General features: G+C 52.8%; 24 protein-coding genes and 3 tRNA genes. 6 read left to right on the plus strand and 21 right to left on the minus strand.

The window, feature by feature from the left end; translation table 11 throughout:
• Positions 1–73 precede the first annotated feature (73 nt).
• From FBF28_03490 to murB, 4 genes are read right to left on the minus strand one after another with little or no spacing between them, the layout of a single operon-like run.
• Positions 74–739, minus strand: a complete 666-nt coding sequence (locus tag FBF28_03490; GenBank protein QJU08600.1) for a hypothetical protein — start codon at positions 737–739, stop codon at positions 74–76.
• On the minus strand, positions 717–1,130 hold the full coding sequence (locus FBF28_03495) for a prepilin-type N-terminal cleavage/methylation domain-containing protein (protein QJU08601.1): 414 nt from the start codon (positions 1,128–1,130) through the stop codon (positions 717–719). Before FBF28_03495 ends, FBF28_03490 begins: the two co-directional genes overlap by 23 nt.
• Positions 1,100–1,714, minus strand: coding sequence for a prepilin-type N-terminal cleavage/methylation domain-containing protein (locus tag FBF28_03500; GenBank protein QJU08602.1), 615 nt, complete (start codon positions 1,712–1,714; stop codon positions 1,100–1,102). Before FBF28_03500 ends, FBF28_03495 begins: the two co-directional genes overlap by 31 nt.
• Positions 1,715–1,734: 20 nt before the next feature.
• Complete coding sequence (gene murB / locus FBF28_03505; GenBank protein ID QJU08603.1) at positions 1,735–2,754, minus strand: UDP-N-acetylmuramate dehydrogenase; 1,020 nt, start codon at positions 2,752–2,754, stop codon at positions 1,735–1,737.
• A gap of 56 nt (positions 2,755–2,810) precedes the next feature.
• On the opposite strand from murB, the gene FBF28_03510 reads away from it, so the two are divergent.
• Both FBF28_03510 and FBF28_03515 read left to right on the plus strand, forming a co-directional pair.
• A tRNA-Arg gene (locus FBF28_03510) sits at positions 2,811–2,887 on the plus strand.
• Between the two features lie 50 nt (positions 2,888–2,937).
• Positions 2,938–3,014: transfer RNA gene (locus FBF28_03515), tRNA-Arg, on the plus strand.
• 5 nt (positions 3,015–3,019) lie between these two features.
• On the opposite strand, the gene FBF28_03520 is transcribed toward FBF28_03515, so the two are convergent.
• Genes FBF28_03520 through FBF28_03530 form a run of 3 tightly spaced genes read right to left on the minus strand, consistent with a single transcriptional unit; the run spans position 3,020 to position 7,298 of the window.
• Positions 3,020–4,414 carry a mitochondrial large ribosomal subunit protein uL15m gene (locus FBF28_03520; GenBank protein ID QJU08604.1) on the minus strand — a complete coding sequence of 465 codons (1,395 nt, stop codon included), beginning with the start codon at positions 4,412–4,414 and terminating at the stop codon, positions 3,020–3,022.
• Positions 4,415–4,452: 38 nt separating this feature from the next.
• Positions 4,453–6,942 carry an ATP-dependent Clp protease ATP-binding subunit gene (locus FBF28_03525; GenBank protein QJU08605.1) on the minus strand — a complete coding sequence of 830 codons (2,490 nt, stop codon included), beginning with the start codon at positions 6,940–6,942 and terminating at the stop codon, positions 4,453–4,455.
• Positions 6,918–7,298 carry a hypothetical protein gene (locus tag FBF28_03530; GenBank protein QJU08606.1) on the minus strand — a complete coding sequence of 127 codons (381 nt, stop codon included), beginning with the start codon at positions 7,296–7,298 and terminating at the stop codon, positions 6,918–6,920. Before FBF28_03530 ends, FBF28_03525 begins: the two co-directional genes overlap by 25 nt.
• 44 nt (positions 7,299–7,342) lie before the next feature.
• Between FBF28_03530 and FBF28_03535 the strand changes: the two genes are divergently transcribed.
• On the plus strand, positions 7,343–8,608 hold the full coding sequence (locus FBF28_03535; protein ID QJU08607.1) for a DUF1727 domain-containing protein: 1,266 nt from the start codon (positions 7,343–7,345) through the stop codon (positions 8,606–8,608).
• Positions 8,605–9,324 (plus strand): glutamine amidotransferase, encoded by a 720-nt coding sequence (locus FBF28_03540; GenBank protein QJU08608.1) that lies wholly within the window; start codon positions 8,605–8,607, stop codon positions 9,322–9,324. The genes FBF28_03535 and FBF28_03540 overlap by 4 nt, the downstream gene beginning before the upstream one ends.
• A 13-nt stretch (positions 9,325–9,337) precedes the next feature.
• Here the strand turns inward: FBF28_03540 and FBF28_03545 are convergent, their stop codons facing one another.
• The 3 genes from FBF28_03545 to FBF28_03555 form a co-directional block, all read right to left on the minus strand.
• Positions 9,338–9,790: a hypothetical protein gene (locus FBF28_03545; GenBank protein QJU08609.1), complete on the minus strand. Its 453-nt coding sequence runs from the start codon at positions 9,788–9,790 to the stop codon at positions 9,338–9,340.
• A 292-nt stretch (positions 9,791–10,082) separates the two neighbouring features.
• Entirely contained in the window at positions 10,083–10,502 is a 420-nt protein-coding gene (locus FBF28_03550; protein ID QJU08610.1) for a hypothetical protein, read from the minus strand.
• A gap of 830 nt (positions 10,503–11,332) precedes the next feature.
• Positions 11,333–11,409 (minus strand) — tRNA-Pro (locus FBF28_03555).
• Positions 11,410–11,874: 465 nt separating this feature from the next.
• On the opposite strand from FBF28_03555, the gene FBF28_03560 reads away from it, so the two are divergent.
• Positions 11,875–12,141, plus strand: a complete 267-nt coding sequence (locus FBF28_03560; GenBank protein QJU08611.1) for a CPBP family intramembrane metalloprotease — start codon at positions 11,875–11,877, stop codon at positions 12,139–12,141.
• 131 nt (positions 12,142–12,272) lie between these two features.
• On the opposite strand, the gene FBF28_03565 is transcribed toward FBF28_03560, so the two are convergent.
• The gene (locus tag FBF28_03565; GenBank protein ID QJU08612.1) at positions 12,273–12,743 is read right to left on the minus strand and encodes a hypothetical protein; all 471 of its coding nucleotides are present in this window, start codon (positions 12,741–12,743) and stop codon (positions 12,273–12,275) included.
• A 197-nt stretch (positions 12,744–12,940) separates the two neighbouring features.
• Between FBF28_03565 and FBF28_03570 the strand changes: the two genes are divergently transcribed.
• The gene (locus tag FBF28_03570; protein ID QJU08613.1) at positions 12,941–13,162 is read left to right on the plus strand and encodes a hypothetical protein; all 222 of its coding nucleotides are present in this window, start codon (positions 12,941–12,943) and stop codon (positions 13,160–13,162) included.
• A 73-nt stretch (positions 13,163–13,235) separates the two neighbouring features.
• On the opposite strand, the gene FBF28_03575 is transcribed toward FBF28_03570, so the two are convergent.
• The 10 genes from FBF28_03575 to FBF28_03620 all read right to left on the minus strand — a co-directional run bounded on the left by FBF28_03575 (position 13,236) and on the right by FBF28_03620 (position 20,033).
• On the minus strand, positions 13,236–13,874 hold the full coding sequence (locus FBF28_03575; protein ID QJU08614.1) for a 2,3-diphosphoglycerate-dependent phosphoglycerate mutase: 639 nt from the start codon (positions 13,872–13,874) through the stop codon (positions 13,236–13,238).
• A 20-nt stretch (positions 13,875–13,894) separates the two neighbouring features.
• A complete protein-coding gene (locus tag FBF28_03580; protein QJU08615.1) occupies positions 13,895–14,419 on the minus strand; it encodes an NUDIX hydrolase in 525 nt (174 codons plus the stop codon).
• A complete protein-coding gene (gene rny, locus FBF28_03585; protein ID QJU08616.1) occupies positions 14,419–15,909 on the minus strand; it encodes a ribonuclease Y in 1,491 nt (496 codons plus the stop codon). The genes FBF28_03580 and rny overlap by 1 nt, the downstream gene beginning before the upstream one ends.
• Before the next feature lie 155 nt (positions 15,910–16,064).
• Positions 16,065–16,439, minus strand: coding sequence for a hypothetical protein (locus tag FBF28_03590; protein ID QJU08617.1), 375 nt, complete (start codon positions 16,437–16,439; stop codon positions 16,065–16,067).
• Positions 16,436–16,912, minus strand: coding sequence for a tRNA (adenosine(37)-N6)-threonylcarbamoyltransferase complex ATPase subunit type 1 TsaE (gene tsaE / locus FBF28_03595; protein ID QJU08618.1), 477 nt, complete (start codon positions 16,910–16,912; stop codon positions 16,436–16,438). The genes FBF28_03590 and tsaE overlap by 4 nt, the downstream gene beginning before the upstream one ends.
• A complete protein-coding gene (locus tag FBF28_03600; protein QJU08619.1) occupies positions 16,909–17,493 on the minus strand; it encodes a hypothetical protein in 585 nt (194 codons plus the stop codon). The genes tsaE and FBF28_03600 overlap by 4 nt, the downstream gene beginning before the upstream one ends.
• 27 nt (positions 17,494–17,520) lie before the next feature.
• Positions 17,521–17,808, minus strand: a complete 288-nt coding sequence (locus FBF28_03605; protein ID QJU08620.1) for a hypothetical protein — start codon at positions 17,806–17,808, stop codon at positions 17,521–17,523.
• Positions 17,805–18,434, minus strand: coding sequence for a hypothetical protein (locus FBF28_03610; protein ID QJU08621.1), 630 nt, complete (start codon positions 18,432–18,434; stop codon positions 17,805–17,807). Before FBF28_03610 ends, FBF28_03605 begins: the two co-directional genes overlap by 4 nt.
• The gene (locus tag FBF28_03615) at positions 18,431–18,991 is read right to left on the minus strand and encodes a hypothetical protein (protein QJU08622.1); all 561 of its coding nucleotides are present in this window, start codon (positions 18,989–18,991) and stop codon (positions 18,431–18,433) included. The genes FBF28_03610 and FBF28_03615 overlap by 4 nt, the downstream gene beginning before the upstream one ends.
• A complete protein-coding gene (locus FBF28_03620) occupies positions 18,984–20,033 on the minus strand; it encodes a pilus assembly protein PilM (protein ID QJU08623.1) in 1,050 nt (349 codons plus the stop codon). The genes FBF28_03615 and FBF28_03620 overlap by 8 nt, the downstream gene beginning before the upstream one ends.
• Between the last annotated feature and the right edge of the window lie 18 nt (positions 20,034–20,051).

Genomic DNA, 20,051 nt, shown 5'->3' on the forward strand with positions numbered 1-20,051 from the left:
TAAAAACAGAGGTAGTACCTCAAAGCACTTCCTGCTCGAAACGGGCGTTATCCACACGACCCACCCGAACCCGCTATGGACACGAGGCGCCGGCAGTGCCGTTTGCAGGAACATTGATTGACTTGATGAGGCGCTGGCTGGAGTACTGGATGTTTTCACCAGCAACGGTTTTAGTCACCCCGAGGCTGACCTTGAGCGTACCGTCGTTAATCTTGCAAACATTGAAATTAAGCACCGTACTGGTGTCGATGATTGTCTCGACCGCCCCGTTCAGCTGCCAGATACGATCACTGGCACTCGGGCATGAGCCGTCGTACATCGTCTTGCGCTTGAGCTCCGAGCCACTCTGGAAATATTCAGTGGTATAGGTCTTGGCATCGGCAATGGCAACCGCTCCCCACGCCACACCGCAATCGCTTTTTTGGATCAGACGCCGCGTCGGGCTGTAGGGGTTGTCGCTAGTGGCGAGACTATGCATGCGTACATATGATGAGGTTGTTCCCTCAAGCGTAGTACTGAGCCGCACGTCCGCCTCAATCCGATCAAGTGCCGTTAGCACATCGCTCTGTAGTTGTGACCTGGCACTAGTGATCATTGATGAGCCAGTAAGGTTGATAATTAGGCCGATGATACCCGCCAGTACCAAGATAATGACTGGCGCAATCGCCAAGATCTCAATCAGCGTAAAACCTTGGCTGTGTTGTCGCCGGTTAGAATTAGCCCGAAATGTACGTCGCATGCACCACCTCCTGCGCTGGCGTTCCATAAGTAATAATCACTGCGACGCGAATCACTGCGACGCTGTTTGGCACTTTACAATATTCGACTCGAGCACGTACTGGATCCGGCAATGTTGGCGTGGTCGGTGGTGTCACGTGTTCAGTCTTGACCGCACCGCTGCCACAAACTTCAGACACCGTTTTGTACAGGCCGCGTTCACGCAGAATGCTATATCCGATACTGGCGGCCTCCGACGTACGGCGAGCCTCAGTATTGCGCGCCAACACCGCCCCATACAGTTGGTAGCCGCTCATTATAAAGATCCCGGCGATAATCAAGGTGATCATCAGTTCGACAACGGTGAAACCGCCCGCATGCTTTAGAGACGTTTGCTGTTGAGTACTTGCCATTTACCCGGCTCCTTCGTTTCTAAATGATAAAAAATCGTATAGCGCCGACAGGCTGCGCCCGCCTCATCACATACACCATCCTTAGCGCCGGCAACGTAAATGTACGCACCATTTGGATAGTTAGTGATCTTGGTGTTTTCGTAATCGTCTTTTTTGGCAAGCAGTTGACTAATATTAGTTATTGGATTGACCCCGAATGTACCGTTAATCGCCGAAATGAGGCGTTCTCGATCCAGTGGGCCGGTCTTGGCGGCACCACCCAGTTCGTCAAATGCTGCCGCAAACTGCGCCGCAGTCATCTTGCCAGCGCCACTAGCACCAGAAACGTACGCCGGATAGCCGCCGGCAGGCTTGATGACGTTACCGGCACTGTCACGAATTTCCCGTGGATAGACGCTCTCGAGATAGTTCTGCAAGGCTAGCACATCGGCCTCACGCTCCTTATCGCGTGCCGCCGCCTGATAATTACGAAAACTTAATGTCGCAAGCACCAGCAAAATCGCCATGACGGCAATAGCAATGATCAGCTCGACTAGCGTAAACCCCCGTCCCTTCATACCCCCATCATACTCGGAAATATGCATAAGCGCAAGCGTTTTGGCGCTCAAATTTCCAACGGTTCTTGCTGGATCTGGATGTGGAACTTATCGTAGACTGACTGGATGATGGTGTCACGTGCCGCCGCCAGGTCGTGGTAGCTAGTCGCCGACTCATTGATCAATACCAGCGCGTTCTTGTCGTGCACCCGCATGCCGTGAAGCAATGCCCCCTTGAGCCCAGCCTGCTCGATCAACCAGCCCGTTGGCACCTTGTGTCGGCCGTCCGGCATGTCATAGCACGGGACATCTGGATACTGTTCACGAAGTTCATCGAGCTGCCATGACTCGATCAGCGCGTTCTTGAAGAATGAACCAGCATTGGGTCGCTTGGTCGGATTGGGTAGCTTATCAAACCGAATCGCCATCACCGCGTCACGGATCACCTGCGGCGTAAAGGTCGTGATGTTCATGTTGGTCAAATACCGCTGTAAGCCGGCATAGAACGGCGGTTTTGGCGCTGCGTGATGGAGCTTGATGGTAATCGAGAGAATGCAGTAGCGGCCGCTCGCTTCACCGCGAAAAATACTGTGCCGATATGAAAACCCGCACTCCGCCGCGCCTAGGGTTACCACTCGGTCGGTCAGCGAATCGTACGCCTCTAGCTCGGTGAGCACATCAGCAACTTCCTGGCCATACGCCCCGACATTCTGCACCGGCGCGGCGCCGGCTGTACCAGGGATGGCCGACATCGCCTCAATGCCGCTTAGGCCCATGGCAACTGTGCGCTTAACCACCTCGTCCCATATTTCACCCGCACCAACCTTGATCGTTGCTGTCTGGCCATCATCAGTCAGCACTGCAAATCCCTTGATCCGATTGAGCAACACCGCCCCCTCAAACCCTTCATCGCGAGCGATGACATTACTGCCGCCGCCGAGGACAAAGATCGGTATGCCCTGCACCTTGGCACTTTTATATAGCTCCCTAACCTCATTCACCGACGTCGCCGATGCCATAAAGCGTGCTGTGCCGCCGAGGCGCATCGTCGTATATTGTTGCAACGGAATCTCTGTTCGTATCTCCATATGATACATTATATCATTTCTATTTAGGCGCAGCGCGTGGTATAATACCCTCGTGTGCACCCGTAGCTCAGTGGATTAGAGTACTTGGCTTCGAACCAAGGGGTCGCAAGTTCGAATCTTGCCGGGTGTACCATGATTTTCGCGCTTTCCTACCGGACCTTTTCCTATCAGCGCGTTAGTTATGCCCCGTTAGCTCAACTGGATAGAGCGTTGGTTTCCGGTACCAAAGGTTGCAGGTTCGATTCCTGTGCGGGGTACCACTATACTAGACGATACCCTGGTCGATAACGGGGTATTTTTGTTGGAATTCATCAGTTGTTGGCAATGTCAACTTGCCGTCTGTCATGACTTTGATTTTACTTTGAAAATGATCATACGCCTTATATACCGACAGGCTGGGGGTTATCATCCGCGGTAATTTATGGATGAAGTCCATTGCCCATATTATTGCTGGTGTATAGACGCCTTGTTCGCCTCCACTAAAACCTATCAGCGTTTCTCCGCTCAGAGACCGCATCAACTCATCATGAAATACTTTCGCTGATTGACACTTAATTTCTTCTTCGGTAACGGTCGTGAGGCGCTCTATCGTGGCATCAAACTCGCGCCGCGATTGTCGTTGCTGTTCTTCCCGCTCTAGTCGGTCGTGTGTCTCTTTCACACCATCGAACAGCTGCAAGAAACAGTCCGCCAAATATTCATCAGTATGACTCTCACGCGCGTCCAATTGACCATCGTTAGTTTTTATGCCCATGCTAGTACGAACTTCCAGTGCGGCTCGCTCACGCTGTATTGCGTCATACTCTTGTTGGCACTCTTGGCACTTCTTGGCAAACATAAGGGCGTCCGAGTTATATCGCGGATCTCTAAATATAAACCGAATAATATTATTGATAGTTATTATCTGTGCATCAAATCTAAAGTTAGGGTCGACTCTGCTCGTCTCCCAAAACCACTGCAGACTAGATACCACCGGTGACGGCTTGCTCGCTCGCGCCTTGTCAATAAGGTCGAGGTTAATGGTAATGTTGTCGGGGCATTCATGTATTACCCGACTAAGTTGTTCTACCTGCCCCTCAAGCCATTTTCTTTCAGTCAGTCGAAAGCCAATCGACCCAACCGCACCACCCACAACAGTCCCAGCTGTCGTCAGAAATGGCTCGCCAGAACCTAGCCATGACATACCTCCACCAGCGACAAAGCCGCCAAATCCGAGAGCACCCATATCCCGTAGTGTTAGCCTAGTATGTTGATCTTCCCGAGCTATATCTTCAAGTTGCTCGACAATATTCACGAGCATAGGATCTTGGCATATGGTAACAAAGCCATGGTTGGAGATGCGGCCGTTATATTCAACCATCTCAGACCCGGGGAGATCAAGAAAACACCCCCCTACAATTACCCCGTCCGCAATAACAAAACAGGAATCCTGCACCTCTCTTGAAAGCTTCGGGTCAACCAATTCTCCATCCTCTAGCACCTTAATAGGTGTTAATATCTCTACACCTCCTCGCGGCATGGCGCGACGTGTCCGCTCGGTCAGTTGCCCACCTTCATCAATAAAACCACTCGCCACGAGTCCTTCAATCGAGCTGAGGTTTAGTGATCGCTCTTCAACTTCATTTCCGTGACTGGAAAATTCCATATTACTCTGAACCATTGCTTTAATTATAACATATTATAAATATATTTACAACTCTACTGCCCGAGTGACATCGGCGGCACGGCCGGGCCCGGGGACACCATACTGCTGCCGTCGGCCGCTTCGCCGACCACCGCTCGTATCTGCTCCGCCGTGATAATCGTCGTTGAGCCCGGCGCGACAGAGCCAGCGAGCAGCTGCTTGGCGACGGTATTCTCGACAGCTCGCTGCACCACGCGGCGCATCGGACGAGCGCCGAGGCGCGGGTCGTAGCCAGCATCGACCAATAATTTTTTGCCCGCCTCTTCGACAGCAACTTGGATTTTTTGTGGCGCCAGCGTTCGATTGATACCAGCCAAAATGAGATCAACGACCTGCAGCAGCTCTCCTTTACCCAAAGGACGAAATAGCACGATTTCATCAAACCGGTTGAGAAACTCCGGACGAAACAGATTGGCATTAATCAGCTCGTTGATAAATGTTTGCTCAAACTGCTCCAGTTGGTAGCCACGCTCGATATATTCGCGAATTCTCTCGGCCCCAGCATTCGATGTGGCGATGACGATGGCGTCACGAAAACTAATGTCGCGGTTCTTTTCGTCGCGTAAAATTCCCTCGTCCAGTAACTGCAGAAGCGTCGTGAGCACCTGCGGATGGGCCTTTTCAATTTCATCGAGCAACACCACCGAGAATGGTCGCTTTTGCACCTGGGCGGTCAGGCTCATCGGATCATTCGCTCCATCAGCGATCAGCCGCGCCACGTCCTCGGCCCGCACAAACTCATTAAGGTCCAGCCGAATTAGATTACCCTCGCCGCCAAAGTAGATATCCGCTAGCGCTTTGGACAGCTCAGTTTTACCAACACCAGTTGGGCCGAGAAACAGAAACGTACCAATCGGCCGATCGGGGTTGCGTACACCAGCCCGTGCTCGCCGGATGGCATCAGAGATGACGCTGACGGCACGCGTTTGATTGATCATGCGCTGATGAATCAGGTCTTCGAGGTTCAAGAGCTTCTCTCGTTCATCATCAGTCGAGGCAGTCGCGATCTTGATGCCCATGGTTTTTTCGACCGCGTCATCGACCGACTGAGCTGTCACCAGACCGGACGACGCATAATGAGCTGCCGCCTCCAGCACCTTGAGTGCCCGACCCGGCATCGCCACGTCTTGGACGTACCGCTCGCCGACGCGGTAGGCTTCAGCGATGGCTTGATACATGTAGGTCACTTTGTGGCGATGTTCAAGACCAAGCAGCTGATCGCGCATAATTCGCACCGTCTCCTCGGGCGATGATGGCTCGATAACGATGGTATTGAGCGCCGTCGCCAGCTGGGCGTTGCGCTGAGAAATCTGCAAGTAGCGCTGACTATCCATAGTGAGGATAATCCGCAGCCGACCCGCCTCCAAAATTGGCAGTAGCAAATTACTTAAATCAACCGAGCCAACACCTTCTTCAAAAAACAGCTGAGCATTATCGAGACACAAAATGACATTCTTTGATAAAAATGCTTCGTTGAGAATCTGCGTCACCAGCGCTTCCAGCTCGCCCCGACCGGCTGCTGCCGAGATCAGCGACGAGGCGTCCAAGAGGAAAATCTGCCGATAGAGCAGCGATGACGGCACGGTTTTATGTCCGTCAATGAGCATCTCAGCGAACGCCGCCACGACCGTACTCTTGCCGGCCCCATTGAGCCCGACCAGCGCTGCATTCTGCCGGCCATTCGAGCCAAAAATTGTCATCAGCTGCTCCAGCGCCGCCTGATGAGCGTCCAGCTGCGAGATCATCGTCCCGCCCGATACCTGCAGGCTGAGGTTCTGGGCGAACCGGCTCAAAAGCGGCGTATAACCAAATGACCAATCACGGGCGATACCGCCGGTGTGGAGCGGCTTTTGCTTGAACTGCTCGATCAATGACTTGAGGCGCTCATACCACATAATACCACCCAATACATCACGAAAATCAATTTTTAGATTTGCTAGCAGAGCGTCATGATTCGGAAATTGCTCAACAATCGCCGCCGCCAACACCGCACCTGTTACCTTCGGGCTATTGGTGTCACGCCAAATTCGCAGCGCTGATTGCCATACAGCTGGCGTGTTATTAGGATCATCCGAAGCAATATTCGCCAAAAAGTTCGGCGTGAGACCCAACCGTACTCCGAGGAATTGCCCGGCCCGCGACTGACCAACCGCCAGGGCGATTTCTTTCGGTGACGGCCGCTGGCTCAGGCGGCCCAGTATATCTGCTGCCATCACATCATCAATCGTCTCCGCCCGCGCGCTCACCGCCATCGTCTTGAGATCGCCCTGCCACCACACACTGAGCATCGCCAGCGGCCCCACCAGACCAACCATCAACCAGCCAATCGACCCGTGTTTGATCAATAGCCAAACGCCACCCAGACCCAATGCAACAGCGATGAGTACTACCAAGACATGCCAGACCGTACCAAACCGCGCTGTAAACCGCGCCTTTTGTGCCCGCAAGCTGTGATAGCGAAACTCCGGCCGCACCTCGTTCATGCCAATACCCTCATCTGCCACAAGATAATTCCTATCACCGGCGTTACGGGTAACAGCGCCCACACCACGATGCTGCCGACCGCCCACACCGCCCGCAGGCTGATAACCACCAGTCCCGCAAACAGTACCAAAAGCCGCACTACCGCACCAACTGCTCGCGAGAACAGCCGGTCGAAAAAGGCTTGCATTTTCACGGTAAGTGGTGCTTGAGCACGAATTTGCCCTGCAGAAATTTGGCGAAATGGATCGAACAGCGTCCGCACCAACAGGCCGATTGAGAAAACATCAGCTGTCCGCAGCACGCCAAGACCAACTCGCTTGATATGCCGCCGCCAGCCTGCACCATACCACCACTGGAAAATACCCACCAAAAACATAGTTCTATTGTAGCACACTGCTTGGGCGCGGTATAATACGAAATATGTCACGACAGATTCTCAGTACACTCATCGGCAAAACCGTCAAACAAGCTGCTCGCCTGCGCGGTGGCGGCTCGGCGCTCCCGGGGCTGGTCATCGAAAAGATTGATCCGGGCTTTATCGCTCGCACCCTGGCGCAAATACCGCACGGCGTGGTAGTTATCAGTGGCACGAACGGCAAGACCACTACCACTAAAATCGTCGTTGAACTGCTCGAGGCGGCCGGCCTCAAGGTTTTTACCAATCGCACGGGCAGTAATTTCTCGCGCGGCGTGGCGGCAGCACTGCTCGGCGAAGTGGACATGCGCGGGCGGCTGGATGCCGACATCGGGGTGCTGGAGCTTGACGAAGCCTGGGCAGTCAAGTTTGTCCAGCTAGTACCACCGCGCTACAGCCTGCTACTCAACGTCATGCGTGATCAACTAGATCGGTTTGGCGAGATCGACACGGCAGCTGGTTTCTTGGCAAAAATCGCCCAGGCAACCACTGATACCGTGGTACTCAATCGCGACGACCCGCGCATCTATCGCCTGCACCAGCAGACGGCGGCCAACGTAGCGTTTTTTGGCACGACCAACCAGCTGCTGGAACTGATGCCGACTGACGATGCGCTCAAGACCGGCCAGGCTCAGGCAAATCACCTGGCACCAGCCGACGTGCTGCTCGCTGACATTGATAAGCAAACGGCAACCTTTCAGATTGGCAATGCCAAGCACGCAGTGCGAATGCGGCTGAATGGCGTGTATAATTTGTTGAACGCAGCGGCGGCGCTGAGTTTGGTACGACAAATTATGGGAGAGAAAGCCGAGCTAACGACACTACTAGGCGCCCTGTCAGACGTAGCGCCGGCATTCGGTCGAGGCGAGACCATTGTGATTGACGGCACGCCGATTGAGCTAATTCTCGTGAAAAACCCGAGCGGCTTTCGACTCAGCCTGCTGTCATTTGCCGACGGGACAGCGGATACGATGATCGCCATCAATGATAACTACGCCGACGGGCGCGACGTTAGTTGGCTGTGGGATGTGGATGTTTCGCGCCTCGAACGGGTAGCGGTGGTCAGCGGCGTGCGCGCTCACGATATGGCACTGCGACTGGGGTATGATGATATTACGCCAGAAGTAATTGAGCCAGATTTGGCGGCGGCGCTGGAGAAATTACTAGCCCATCATCCACGCAAGCCAAAGCATATTTACTGTACCTACACAGCGATGATGCGACTGCGCAAATTATTATCAATCAAAACCGATGTGGAGGCCATCCGATGACGATCACGATTATTCAATTGTATCCGCGCGATATGAATCTCTATGGCGACTGGGGCAATACACTGGCGCTGAAAAAGCGGCTGGAATGGCGCGGCTTTACGGTACGCATTATTGATCATAATCCGAGTGATACGACTGATTTTATGGCGGGAGATATTTTCATCGGCGGTGGCGGCCAGGATGCCGGGCAAGAAATTATCCAAGACGATTTGCTGGCGCGAGCGGATGAGCTACGGCGCTTAGCAGAGAGCGACGTGCCAATGCTGATGATCTGTGGTATGTATCAATTATTTGGCCGGGCGTTCACCACACATGATGGGCACGTGATTCGTGGTGCGGGGATTTTACCGCTAGAGACATACGCCAAGGCAGAACGACTGATCGGCAACATTACACTCGAGAGCGAGGAGTTCGGGCAGATCGTTGGCTATGAAAATCATAGCGGCCAGACGCTGCTCGATGACGGAGTATCACCGCTGGGGCACGTGGTGCGGGGCGCTGGTAATGATGAGACTGGCCAAGTTGAGGGTGCGAGGCTATACAATATCATAGCGACGTACCTGCACGGGCCAATCTTGCCAAAGAATCCACGGCTTGCTGATTTTTTGATCACCGCAGCACTCACACGAAAAGGCTATACCGATAAGCTCAGCGCTCTACCAATCGACCGCACCGCAGAACATGCGCAGTGGGTGGCAATGGAGCGAGGGCGGTAAATCTCGGTGCGATCTAGCGGTCGCTAATGGAGACGATGAGGTTAAAATGATCAACCTGAAAACCTTTAGGACTATCAATGAGCGCCATAACAGCTTCTCCTTCAAAAAAGCTGTGGGGAGGTTTAGTCATTACGCCTATAAGATCTGACCAATACATGCTTCCACCGTTAGTCTGTAATATTTCTCGAACAGTCGCTTGGCGCTCTCTGTGTTTACATACAGTATTTTTTGATTCCCCAACTGCGACCTCGCCTAAAGCTTCCTCTGCCGCCTTACGACTCATCTCAACCATTTTTAACCTAGCACGATAGACACGTTCAAAGCGCTCGTCCATGACGTGGTAAAGCTCGTTTTGTTCTTCTCGTGTGCGGAGACCCCACTCGGCAAGTTCCGCACGTGACTCCTCTGTCGGAACGACCCATCTTGATTTAAACTCTTCGGTGCCTTGTTTACTGGCATCATTCATCTCACACCCCCTTTCTTATGGTTTTATAGATTTGATTGTATCAGAGGCTAGATGAAAGTGTAAAACGCTATAATACACCCGTCGCTGCATGGGCTCAAGTCCTCAACAAGAATCGGATGCAGTCTCCGCGTAGGTGGGCCTGTACCTCACATATTTTCTCCGAGGGCAAAGTCATGGTGCCATGATGGGACGTGGAAGCTTACCCGCATTCATCCTTAACCGCGCTCTAATCGGAGGTTTAGCTGGCTGACACGCTACCTATGAACCAGGCCCCGCAGAGTCCCTAAGCTACCTACCCAAGCCCCAGGTGAGCCTCAACCGCGTGCAGCCGCTTGTCCAGCGCTCGCCATTTCTTGTCCTGGGTGTCCCAGCCAACTGTGTCGGCGTGCTCGCGAGAACCTTCCTCAAGGAATAAGCGGGTGCGTAGCGAAGCCAGTTCAGCCTTGAGGTCACTTTGGATGGCCATGACCTTCTTGAAATTATGATCGGTCTTCAGTTCAAACAGCTGGAAGATGTCGTCGCTGTTCTTGATGTCTTTACGGATGGCAGCCTGACCCTGCTCGAGGTTGCCAAGACGGGTCTCTACGGCATCAAATCGCTCACCCATCTTGCCTAAGTGGCCATCCATTTTGTCCAGGCGCTTATCGACGGTTTCAAACCGTTCATTCATTTGTTTTGCTAGCGAATCAATTTTTGTGATTATTTCTTCCATGCAATATCCCTCTTGCATCTATTTAACCATGGTTGCTATTAGCAAACAAGGGGCAGCCTTACAGACTATCCCACCCACCCCGCTCCCTCTCTCCGCTCACTTCGCCCCTGGTCACCCCGAACACTGGACTTCGTCCCATCGCCCGAGCTTTCCTGACTGCTTGAGCCGACCAGGAGGCAAGCATGGATTCCGCTCCCGCCGACTGCACCGCTAGGAGACGAGTCCACGTCTACCAATTTTCGAACGCCTGTGCTATATTAAAAAGCAGTATGAAAGACCGATGGCGTTCATCACCACAACCACCGGAAGAAGAAACTCCACGGTTGGAGGCTTGCGAAAGGCGCCCGCGGGTACGAGAATTAGGCGATATTGCCATGAGTGAACAGGCCCTGAAGTCTCTGTCGCCCGGGCGACGTTCCCTTTTACAGAAACAGATAGCGGAAGAGGTCAGGAGAATTATTATGGAAGTTTCCGTGAAACGTCGACATTTCTCCAAGAGGAGCGGTATGACTAAGCCCTCTAAACGCGTGAGAGCACGCGGGGCCGCAAAAGTCTCTAAGACTACACCTGAGCGGCATACTCCAGTCGGCGTTACTACTGCCGAATACATCGCGGAGAACTATATATCAAGACAGGCGCCACCCCCGCCACGTAGTATGCTCATCGACCCCTCAGAAATCTGATGACAAAGGGGCGACACGCCCTCTCCTTTAGCAAGAATCCTGTCTTTAAGGATTTCATTAAGACGATTTATCTCACCCCTGCTACATCGACGAAAACGCCCCCGGAGCGGAACTCCGAGGGCGTGTGTTCGAACAAGATGAGTGTTGTGGTCGGGGTGAAAGGACTCGAACCTTCGACCTCACGGTCCCAAACCGCGCGCGCTAGCCAACTGCGCCACACCCCGAGAAGCTGATCTCGATACTCACTCCGCTCCATTCTACCACACTTGACACATTAAATACAGCAATAATTAGTGATTTGAGTTAATATATAGACATACTCTCATAATTATGGCCAGCACTAATCACATCACCCTCACAGCTCACCGCCGACAAATGATATATCTCTGCGCCATTGTCTGCGTGTATCTTATGTTGCCCATTCTCATTTGTATCGGCATTATCCCTTGGAATATGAAATTCGTGGCACTTATAGTCAGTGCAGTGATGATGTATATATTAATGCGAATACTCGGCCATACGCATAGCGACATCGGTATTACGCGGCAGCGTACCATCTATTCGCTAAAAACTGTGCTGCCGATAACCATAGCCCTCATTATCGCGGCTGGGCTGTTTCTACTCCTCGAAAAACCTCGATTCTCACCAACCGAAGGAATAGGATTTTATGTATTTTACATTCTCATCTCATGCCCGGCGCAAGAACTGTTATTCCGCGGCATCTCAGCCGCATACTACAAGAACTACGGCTACACCGAGTGCTAGAGCTTGGCGTAGCAGCCGCCCTTTTCGGTTACGCACATATCATCTACGGCGATATGCTCACTGTTGTTGTCATGAGCATCGTCGGCTTTTTCTGGTATCGGGTGTATCAGCAGTCACTGAACCTCATTGGCGTAACGATAAGCCACGTGGTACTTGGCGTGATGACGATTGCCCTAGGGATTATTGATTAACATTGACAAGTTACCCCCCCATTTTGTTTAATGGTAAACAAGATGAGAGGGATGGAACAGGGTCTCCTGGGAAGAGGCTTTTACTAAGGGGAGTGGTGTGCGATAATACATAGTAAGTATGGGTATGATCACTATTCCGTCGAGGGCTTGGCAAGTGAATAAAGAGTCATGGCAGCAGCACCAACCTCGGCCGAGGCAACTCCCGTTTCTGCCAATGGGTGAAGCTGTTCTCTTGCCTCTTCTACGGGACTAGTGATGAGGAAGGCCACCCTTCCCACGTCGCCTGATTCGCCGTTCATTAGGGCTTGAAGCGCGTTTACATATCGCCCTTTCCTTGGATGCCTTAGGGGTAGTTGGCGAACCTGTGTAGCCAATGATTCTGTTGCTACAAGTAGCCTTTGGTATCTCTCGGAATCTGTGCCAGACGACTCTACGGTTTGGTGGTTAGTGTCGAGGCTATCAAGGCGTCCATTGTAGCGCGTCTTCTTCTTGAGGCTATAGCCTACGGGGACACCCGTCGTCGGCGGGTTTTCTGAAACATATGCCATTCCCAGTGGTCGTGCGGGAATGCCCAAACTCGTCGAATTGCCCTCGGGGCTCATACTTCTTTTCACTTCCTAACTATTGTCGCATACTTACTACTTGATTTTCAACCTCGTTCCAATAGCCCCGTTCGCCGACATCAGCAAATAAGCCGCCAACCCGAGTATCATGAGCCATACCCTTAGCCAAATTGTTATCAGCTTATACTGGACATGTTGCTTCGCCACGTGGAACGATGCCATCTACCAGCAAGCTCATGTCTCAGATAGCTGAAGTGAATGGTCACATGGTGATCATCATCAATGATGTGCTCGATCAGGGCGTAATCGCCAAATTCGCCTTCGGCCATTTCCTCGTGTGCGGCGCCACTGACAGCAAGCTCGTGACAATGATCGAAAAAGATATCGCTCGCTCAACGATCGCGCACGCTGACTATACCTGTTTTCATACCGAACCAGAATGGCTCGGTGACATGTGACTCGATGAAGCCGATACCGCACCAGAAGCCAATCGCTGGCTCAGTTAAGTGCACATCATTGAGTCCTAGAGAGCTACGCGTTCACCGCCTCAATCTCTACCGACAATACGTCTTTATTCGTCGGTAGATCAGACGTCGGCTCAAAGGTGTAAACCAGTAGCTGACCAAACGGCATTTCCACATGGGTCATGTCTGCTTCTGGCACGTGGTCGAGATGTTTCATCAGCGCGCGGATAGAATTACCATGCGCCACTAATAGAATGTTCTCACCCGCCTGTAATTTCGGTAGTATCTCCTGCTCAAAATATGGCACGACCCGCGCATAAACATCCTTGAGCGTTTCACCGCCCGGCACCGGATAATCCCAACCGCGTCGGATGCCATTGAACGCTTCCTCGCCAATCTCAGCCTTGACTTCCCACTTATTTTTACCGGTCAGATCGCCATAGTCACGCTCGTTCAGCTCGGCCGCCTGTGTCGTCGGTAAACTGCCCTTACCGCGCCCCTCAAGCAATGCGTCCAGCGTTTGGTGCGTCCGCTTGAGCGCCGACGTATACGCCTCATCAAACCTGATGTCTTTGAGTAGCGCACCCAGCCGCACTGTGTCGGCCCGCCCTTTTTCCGTAAGCCCCACGTCCGTCCAGCCCGTCCACTTGCCGAGCAGATTCCATTCGCTCTCGCCGTGTCGACTGATAACTAATATTCCCATCATTCCTCCTCCGTTTATTTTTCCTACGAACCAAATCCCACGAATTGCGTAACCGCCTCTTGACGTTCGTCATTGCCGTCAACGATTAGCGTTTCGACATAGCCGCCTGGCCGATGATGAGCCCAATGTGGTATTGACCACGCGAATCCTTCATTGCTTGCCAGCACTGCGTCGCGGCTCAGGAACTGATAGGCGTCAATTTCCGACTGTTGCAAGACGATCTGCCTAAGTCGCGCATCATCCAGCACCGCCCGAAAGATATATTGATGCGCCAGTCCTTTGTCGCTGGAGCGTGAGGCTACCGCAAAAAACGAGACTTCATCCTCGGTGACGACTAACCCGACCTCTTCCTGGGTTTCGCGAAGTGCTGCCTGTAGCGGCGTTTCGCCAGCGTCAACCATACCACCGGGCAGACTCCAGTGCGTCTTGTAATACGCCTTGACTGTGAGCAGCTCGCCCGCCGGATTTTCAATCAGCAGCGCAGCACTGGCGATCCGAGTGTCCTGCGTCTTTAGCCACTCCTCATGCGGCAACCAACCACTTCTCATTATTTTGCGTACTCGATCGCCCGTGTTTCACGGATGACGTTAACCTTGATAGTGCCTGGGTACTGCATGGTTGATTCAATTTTAGTAGCGATATCGCGCGACAGTTTGAATGCGCTCAGATCATCAATATCCTCTGACCGGACAATCACCCGCACTTCGCGCCCCGCAGAAATTGCATAGGCTTTATCAACACCATTAAAGCTGGTCGCCACATTTTCTAGATCGCGCATCCGCTCGGCAAAGTTCTCAGCCGAAATGTTACGTGCTCCTGGCCGAGCAGCACTGGCGGCGTCGCACACTCGTACGATCAATGCCTCCGGCGTCGTCGCCTCAATATCATCGTGATGCGCTTCGATGGCGTGAACGATCCGCTCGTCCATGCCGTATTTGCGCGCTAGCTCGGCACCGATGTGGTGATGCTTGCCCTCGATCTTGTGAGTCACCGCCTTGCCAACGTCATGCAGCAGTGTCGCAATTTTCGTGATGCGCACATCAGCGCCAATTTCCTCAGCGATCATCCCCGCCATCTGGGCCATCTCGGTGGAATGCTTCAATACGTTCTGTCCGTAACTCGTTCGGAATTTCAGCTCACCGAGCAGTCGCTGCATTTCCTTCGGGATGCCGACGACACCGGTCTCACGCATAGCGTCCTCGCCAGCCTGTTTGACTTCTTTATCAATCTGCTTTTTTGCCTTGGCGACGACTTCTTCGATGCGCGCTGGATGGATACGACCATCTTTCATCAACATCTCGAGGCTCAAGCGAGCCACCTGCCGGCGAATTGGATCAAAGCTTGAGAGCACAATCATACCCGGCGTGTCATCCACCAAAATATCGACGCCCGTCTCGCGCTGCAATGCCTGAATGTTGCGGCCTTCTTTGCCGATGATTCGACCTTTCATCTCATCATCAGTCAGCTTGACGGCCGTGACTGTTCGCTCAGCCGTCACCTCGCTGCTCATCCGCTCCATCGCGGTGAGCAAGATCATCTGCGCCCGCTCTTCGGCGTCATCTATAGCCTCATGTTGTAATTTCGACACCAATCCAACCAGGTCGTTCTTGATATCGCGCTCGGTCATTTGCATGAGCTTGTCGGCAGCATCCTTTTTCCTTAGGCCCGCAATCTTTTCGAGCTTCTCCTGCTGACGCGTGCGAATAGTGCGAATCTCTTCCTTGAGATTGTCGACCTCATCTTCGTGCGTGCGCAGCTTCTCCGCCCGCTTGTCTAGTTCGTCCAATTTCCGATCCAGCGTCTGCTCGCGATCCGCCAACCGGTTCTCGGTCTTTTGCCATTCGCGCCGGCGCTCATTTTCGATTTTTAAGGCTTCGTCCTTAGCTTTCAGGACAATGTCACTCGCCTTACTTTTTGCCTCGGCAATGTCACGCTCAATTTGCGACTTGCCATTAGCTTGCCGTGTTCGCTGATAGGCGTAAAAACCGCCCACGCCAAGTGCCGCGCCAACCAAGCCGCCAATAACTATTCCTACCATATGATTTCCTTTCTTTTCTGACCAGTCGCCCCGGGTATACACCCCGAGAAATGTATCAACGACTAGCCATATTCAACTGATGCAATAAAACGGCCCGAGCCACTAATCTAAAGCCGCCTTACTTTTATTGTACGATATCGCGGATGAAAATACCACTATTTGCGCGGAGCCGTGATGTGAGCCTCGCCGCCATATTCGGGGAGAATAATCGTGTCGTTTTCGCCGCGCTTCAGCCGCTCCAGGCAGTCATCTCGCCAGTGATCGCCACTACTGCCAACGATCGGAACACCGAGTCCCTCCGCCAGCGTGTTTGCCACCGCACAACCAATCCTCAGTCCCGTAAAGCTGCCCGGCCCACGCATGATACCGATACCACTGATGTGGTGAATGCCGCCGACCTGCTCGTCCAAAAATCGTAGCAACCCTCGGGCTAAACCACGACCCGCTTCCCAAGTCACCTCTCGCCGGGTATCGCCCTGAACAATCGTTAAACGGCACGTCATCGTCGATGTATCAAGCAGAATAATCACGCCAACTCCTCGTCCGCCGCACTAATTGCCGCGAGGAGTGCCTGGCTCGTCGGCCCGCCAGCACTCAACGTGACACGCCGCGACTGTTCGTCAATTGCTAGAATCCTCACTGTCAGTCGATCGGCCGGCAGCGCCTGCTCGACGGCATCCGCCCACTCAACCACTGTTACGGTCTGTGGTTGCATGGTTACCTCCCGAATTTCCTCCGCCATGATACCCGCCTCACCCAATCGATAAAAATCATAGTGAGCCAGCGTCAAGCCGCCCGGCGACTGGTACACGCGGGAAATAGTAAATGTTGGGCTCTGCACTGGCTCGGTAATGTCGAGGCCCTCGGCAACACCTTTCGTTAGCGTTGTCTTGCCAGCGCCGATGTCCCCGACCAGCTCAATCACCTCACCACCCTTCAGGCTGTGCCCAATCACCTGACCTAGCTGCTGCATCGCTGTGATACTGGTAATAATCTGGCTCATTTGCTGTCGCTGCCGTCAGCTTCGGCCGCAGGATGCGCCTTTCGGAATGGATTTTCGAACGTTGCCTGTGGCTGCACAACCGGCTCCTTGTGGCGGATCTCTGGCGTCTTGACAACGATATGTTCGTCAGTCACACGAACGATCTGCGAACGATGAATCAGCAGTTCAGTATCGCCAAAACTCTTGAGTAGCGGTCGCCGCACTCGGAGCTGCTGAATGACAAAATTACCGGCCTCCAACGTGTAGCCGATGACCTTGCCAACCTTATGCTTTTTTTCATCAATGACCCGCTTACCAACTAGTGCGAACTGAAACTCATATACTTCCTTGATCTTCAGGACGTCGCTCGGCATAATCAGCTCGTCCGCCGAATCAATGATCAGACCCAGCGGCCCAATTTCCCGCACATCGGCGATCCGCAGTAAACTCGGCGATTGATCAAGCGTCGGCCCTTCTAGCTCATACGCCACGATCGATAAATTGCGCGGGTCGATCACCGCCCGCGATGTCCGTGCCAGCTCCGAGCCAGTCTGTAGGCTCATCACCGGTGCGTTATCAAATCGTTCAGCAGAAATTAGCATACTTCTCACATTATAGCGATATCCACGCTATTCGGCAAACAGGTTCGTCCGCCCCGCCGGCAGACTAAAATTGGCGTTGGCGGTATCGCGCGTGCGGAAACTGTTGATCTGGTCAATCGTCTTCTGGTCAAATCGCGTCGTCTGTTGTTGGATGGTATCTTCTTTTGGATTCGACGAGGCGAGTAGACTGTAGAGCAGGAAAATTGCCACCGACACACCAACCACCACCGTCAATGTATAGAGGATAACGTGGTAGCGATGGAAAAACCGCGACACCAGTGTACCAATTTGTGAAATATCAGGTGAATTTTTCATCGAACATATACCTCCACATCCAGAGTTTGCGTACTCACTTGGCCTACCCCCTCAGCCTTGGACATACTGACACTAGCGATCTGCATCCGCGTCAAGTTCTGCTCAATCAAATGCATAAATCGAAGCAGCGCCATATAATCTGTTTTTTCGTTGAGGCGGACCGACACTTTCATGCTTTTTGGCCCGGCAGCGCTGTTTGAACCGGAGCTATTATTCGTACCCGAGGTTCCTGATGAACCCGAGTTTGACTTGGCTCCAGCCGAGCCTGATGTGAAGGTGAACCCAGCAATGCCAACGCCTGATTGATTGGCGTAAGTAGTGAGGTCATTGATGATCTGATTCTGATATTGATATTGCTGAGTTTCTGCTACTAGCTGCCGAGCCTTGGCAACACTATCCTTATATTTCTCCATCTCCTTTTCCAGCCGCGCTAGATTCTGCACCTTAGCGTCAACCGCTTTTGCCTCAGTCTGAATCTTAGAGACTTCCCCAGCGGTACCCTGCAGCATGGTGTAGCCGAAATAAACGATCCCTCCCATGCCGACCAAGATCAGTACCAGCGACAGCGCAAAGACGATCCGCATGGTCACCGCCGGTGTCATTTTTTCTCGTTTTCTCTCACTCATTGCTTCGCGACCTCCGGCACCATCGTCACATTAATTGTAATATTGATCGGGTAACCGTCCTTGTTTTCTTTTTCGGCCACCGCCGAGGCGAGATTAACATCCTTAAAGAGGTTTGACTGCTGAAAACTGTCCTTGAGCCGCAGTGCATCGCCATACGTTTTACCGCGTGCGTTGATAGTCATCGGCGTGCCGAGCTTCTTGCTATCCAGTGTTAACGTTTGCAAAATTGTTCCCGATGGCATCGCCTGAGCGATCTTGAGTGCTACCTTTGAGTACCGCACGTCTTTATCAAGGATTGCTTTAGCAATCTTGAGGTTTGCACTAAACGAGTCATAATCCTGCTGGACTTTTTGATACTGCAGCGCCCGACGGTTACCCGTCTCAATCGTCTGTTGAGCAGTCGTTTTTGCATGCTCCATGATCAAATAAATACCTACTGTCGCCACGATGAGTAAGAAGCCGAGGATTAACGACACCACGCAGTAGCGCCACAATATTACATTTGACCGGCCGGCGACAATCTCACGTTTAACTTTCGGCGGTAATAGATTAATCATGCCAAATCTCCTCCGCTCGCACCAGTGATAAGCCAGCTGCTGTCATAAACCGCGGTCGTAGCTGTTTGGCCGGCGGTGCTAAATTATTAAAGTTCAGCGACTGCCACGGACTCGCCACTCGCGCTGGCAAGGTCAGCTCGCCCGTAAAGTACTCACCAAGCCCCGGCACGCTACTGCCGCTACCAACGATTAGCACCTGTTCAAGGCGCGATTCATCCGGGAAGCGATCGGTGTAGTAACGAATAACTTTCTGGATTTCACCGATGATCCGCTGTAGGCTCGGCTTTAGTGCCTCGGTAATCTTTTCCTGACGAGGGCCAGTGTTGAGGCCGTTAAGCACCTTGAATTGGTGCGCCGTCTCGAGCGGTACGTTCAATTTTTTCGCGATATCAAGCGTCAATGTATTACCACCAATGTTTAGACCACCGGTCACGCGAATTGCCGCATCAAGAATAGCGATATCAGTCGTCGCTGGGCCGATGTCAACGATGACTGTCGGCAGCGACCCCTCTTTGGTTCGCTCAAGCAGTCGCGCCACCGCATTGATACTCGGCTCAATCATCGCCACCTCAATACCGCACGATTCAACAATTGCCAGCTGCTCGTCAACGATCTTTTGCGGCACCGCGCACATCAAGACTGATAAATTTTCTTTGCCGCGCTTGATAATCTGATGATCAACATAAAGCGAGTCGAGCGGCATTGGCACGTACTGCTCGACCTCGAGATTCACCGCCTCTTCAATCTTATTCTCCTGCTTGATCGGCAGCGCAAAGGTGCGCGCATACGTCTTGGTCGTCGGTAGTCCCAGCACCACGCGGTTACTGCCGAGCCGCCCGACAATATTCTTTTCAAACATTTGATTAATCTTGCCGCAGAGATACTCTGCCCGGTCATCGCTCTCGTCCTTCGCCGGATCCAGCTCAATTGCGCCGTATCCGTGCACCGTCATCCGCGCCATATCGACTGACATTACCCGAACGCCGGCCTTGTTAATATCAAGCCCGATGATTGGCTTTGACTTGTAGAAAATATTTGCCACTATCGTTTGCCCACATCT

The organism is Candidatus Saccharibacteria bacterium oral taxon 488, from assembly GCA_013099195.1.
Taxonomy (GTDB): Bacteria; Patescibacteriota; Saccharimonadia; order Saccharimonadales; family Saccharimonadaceae; genus Nanosynbacter.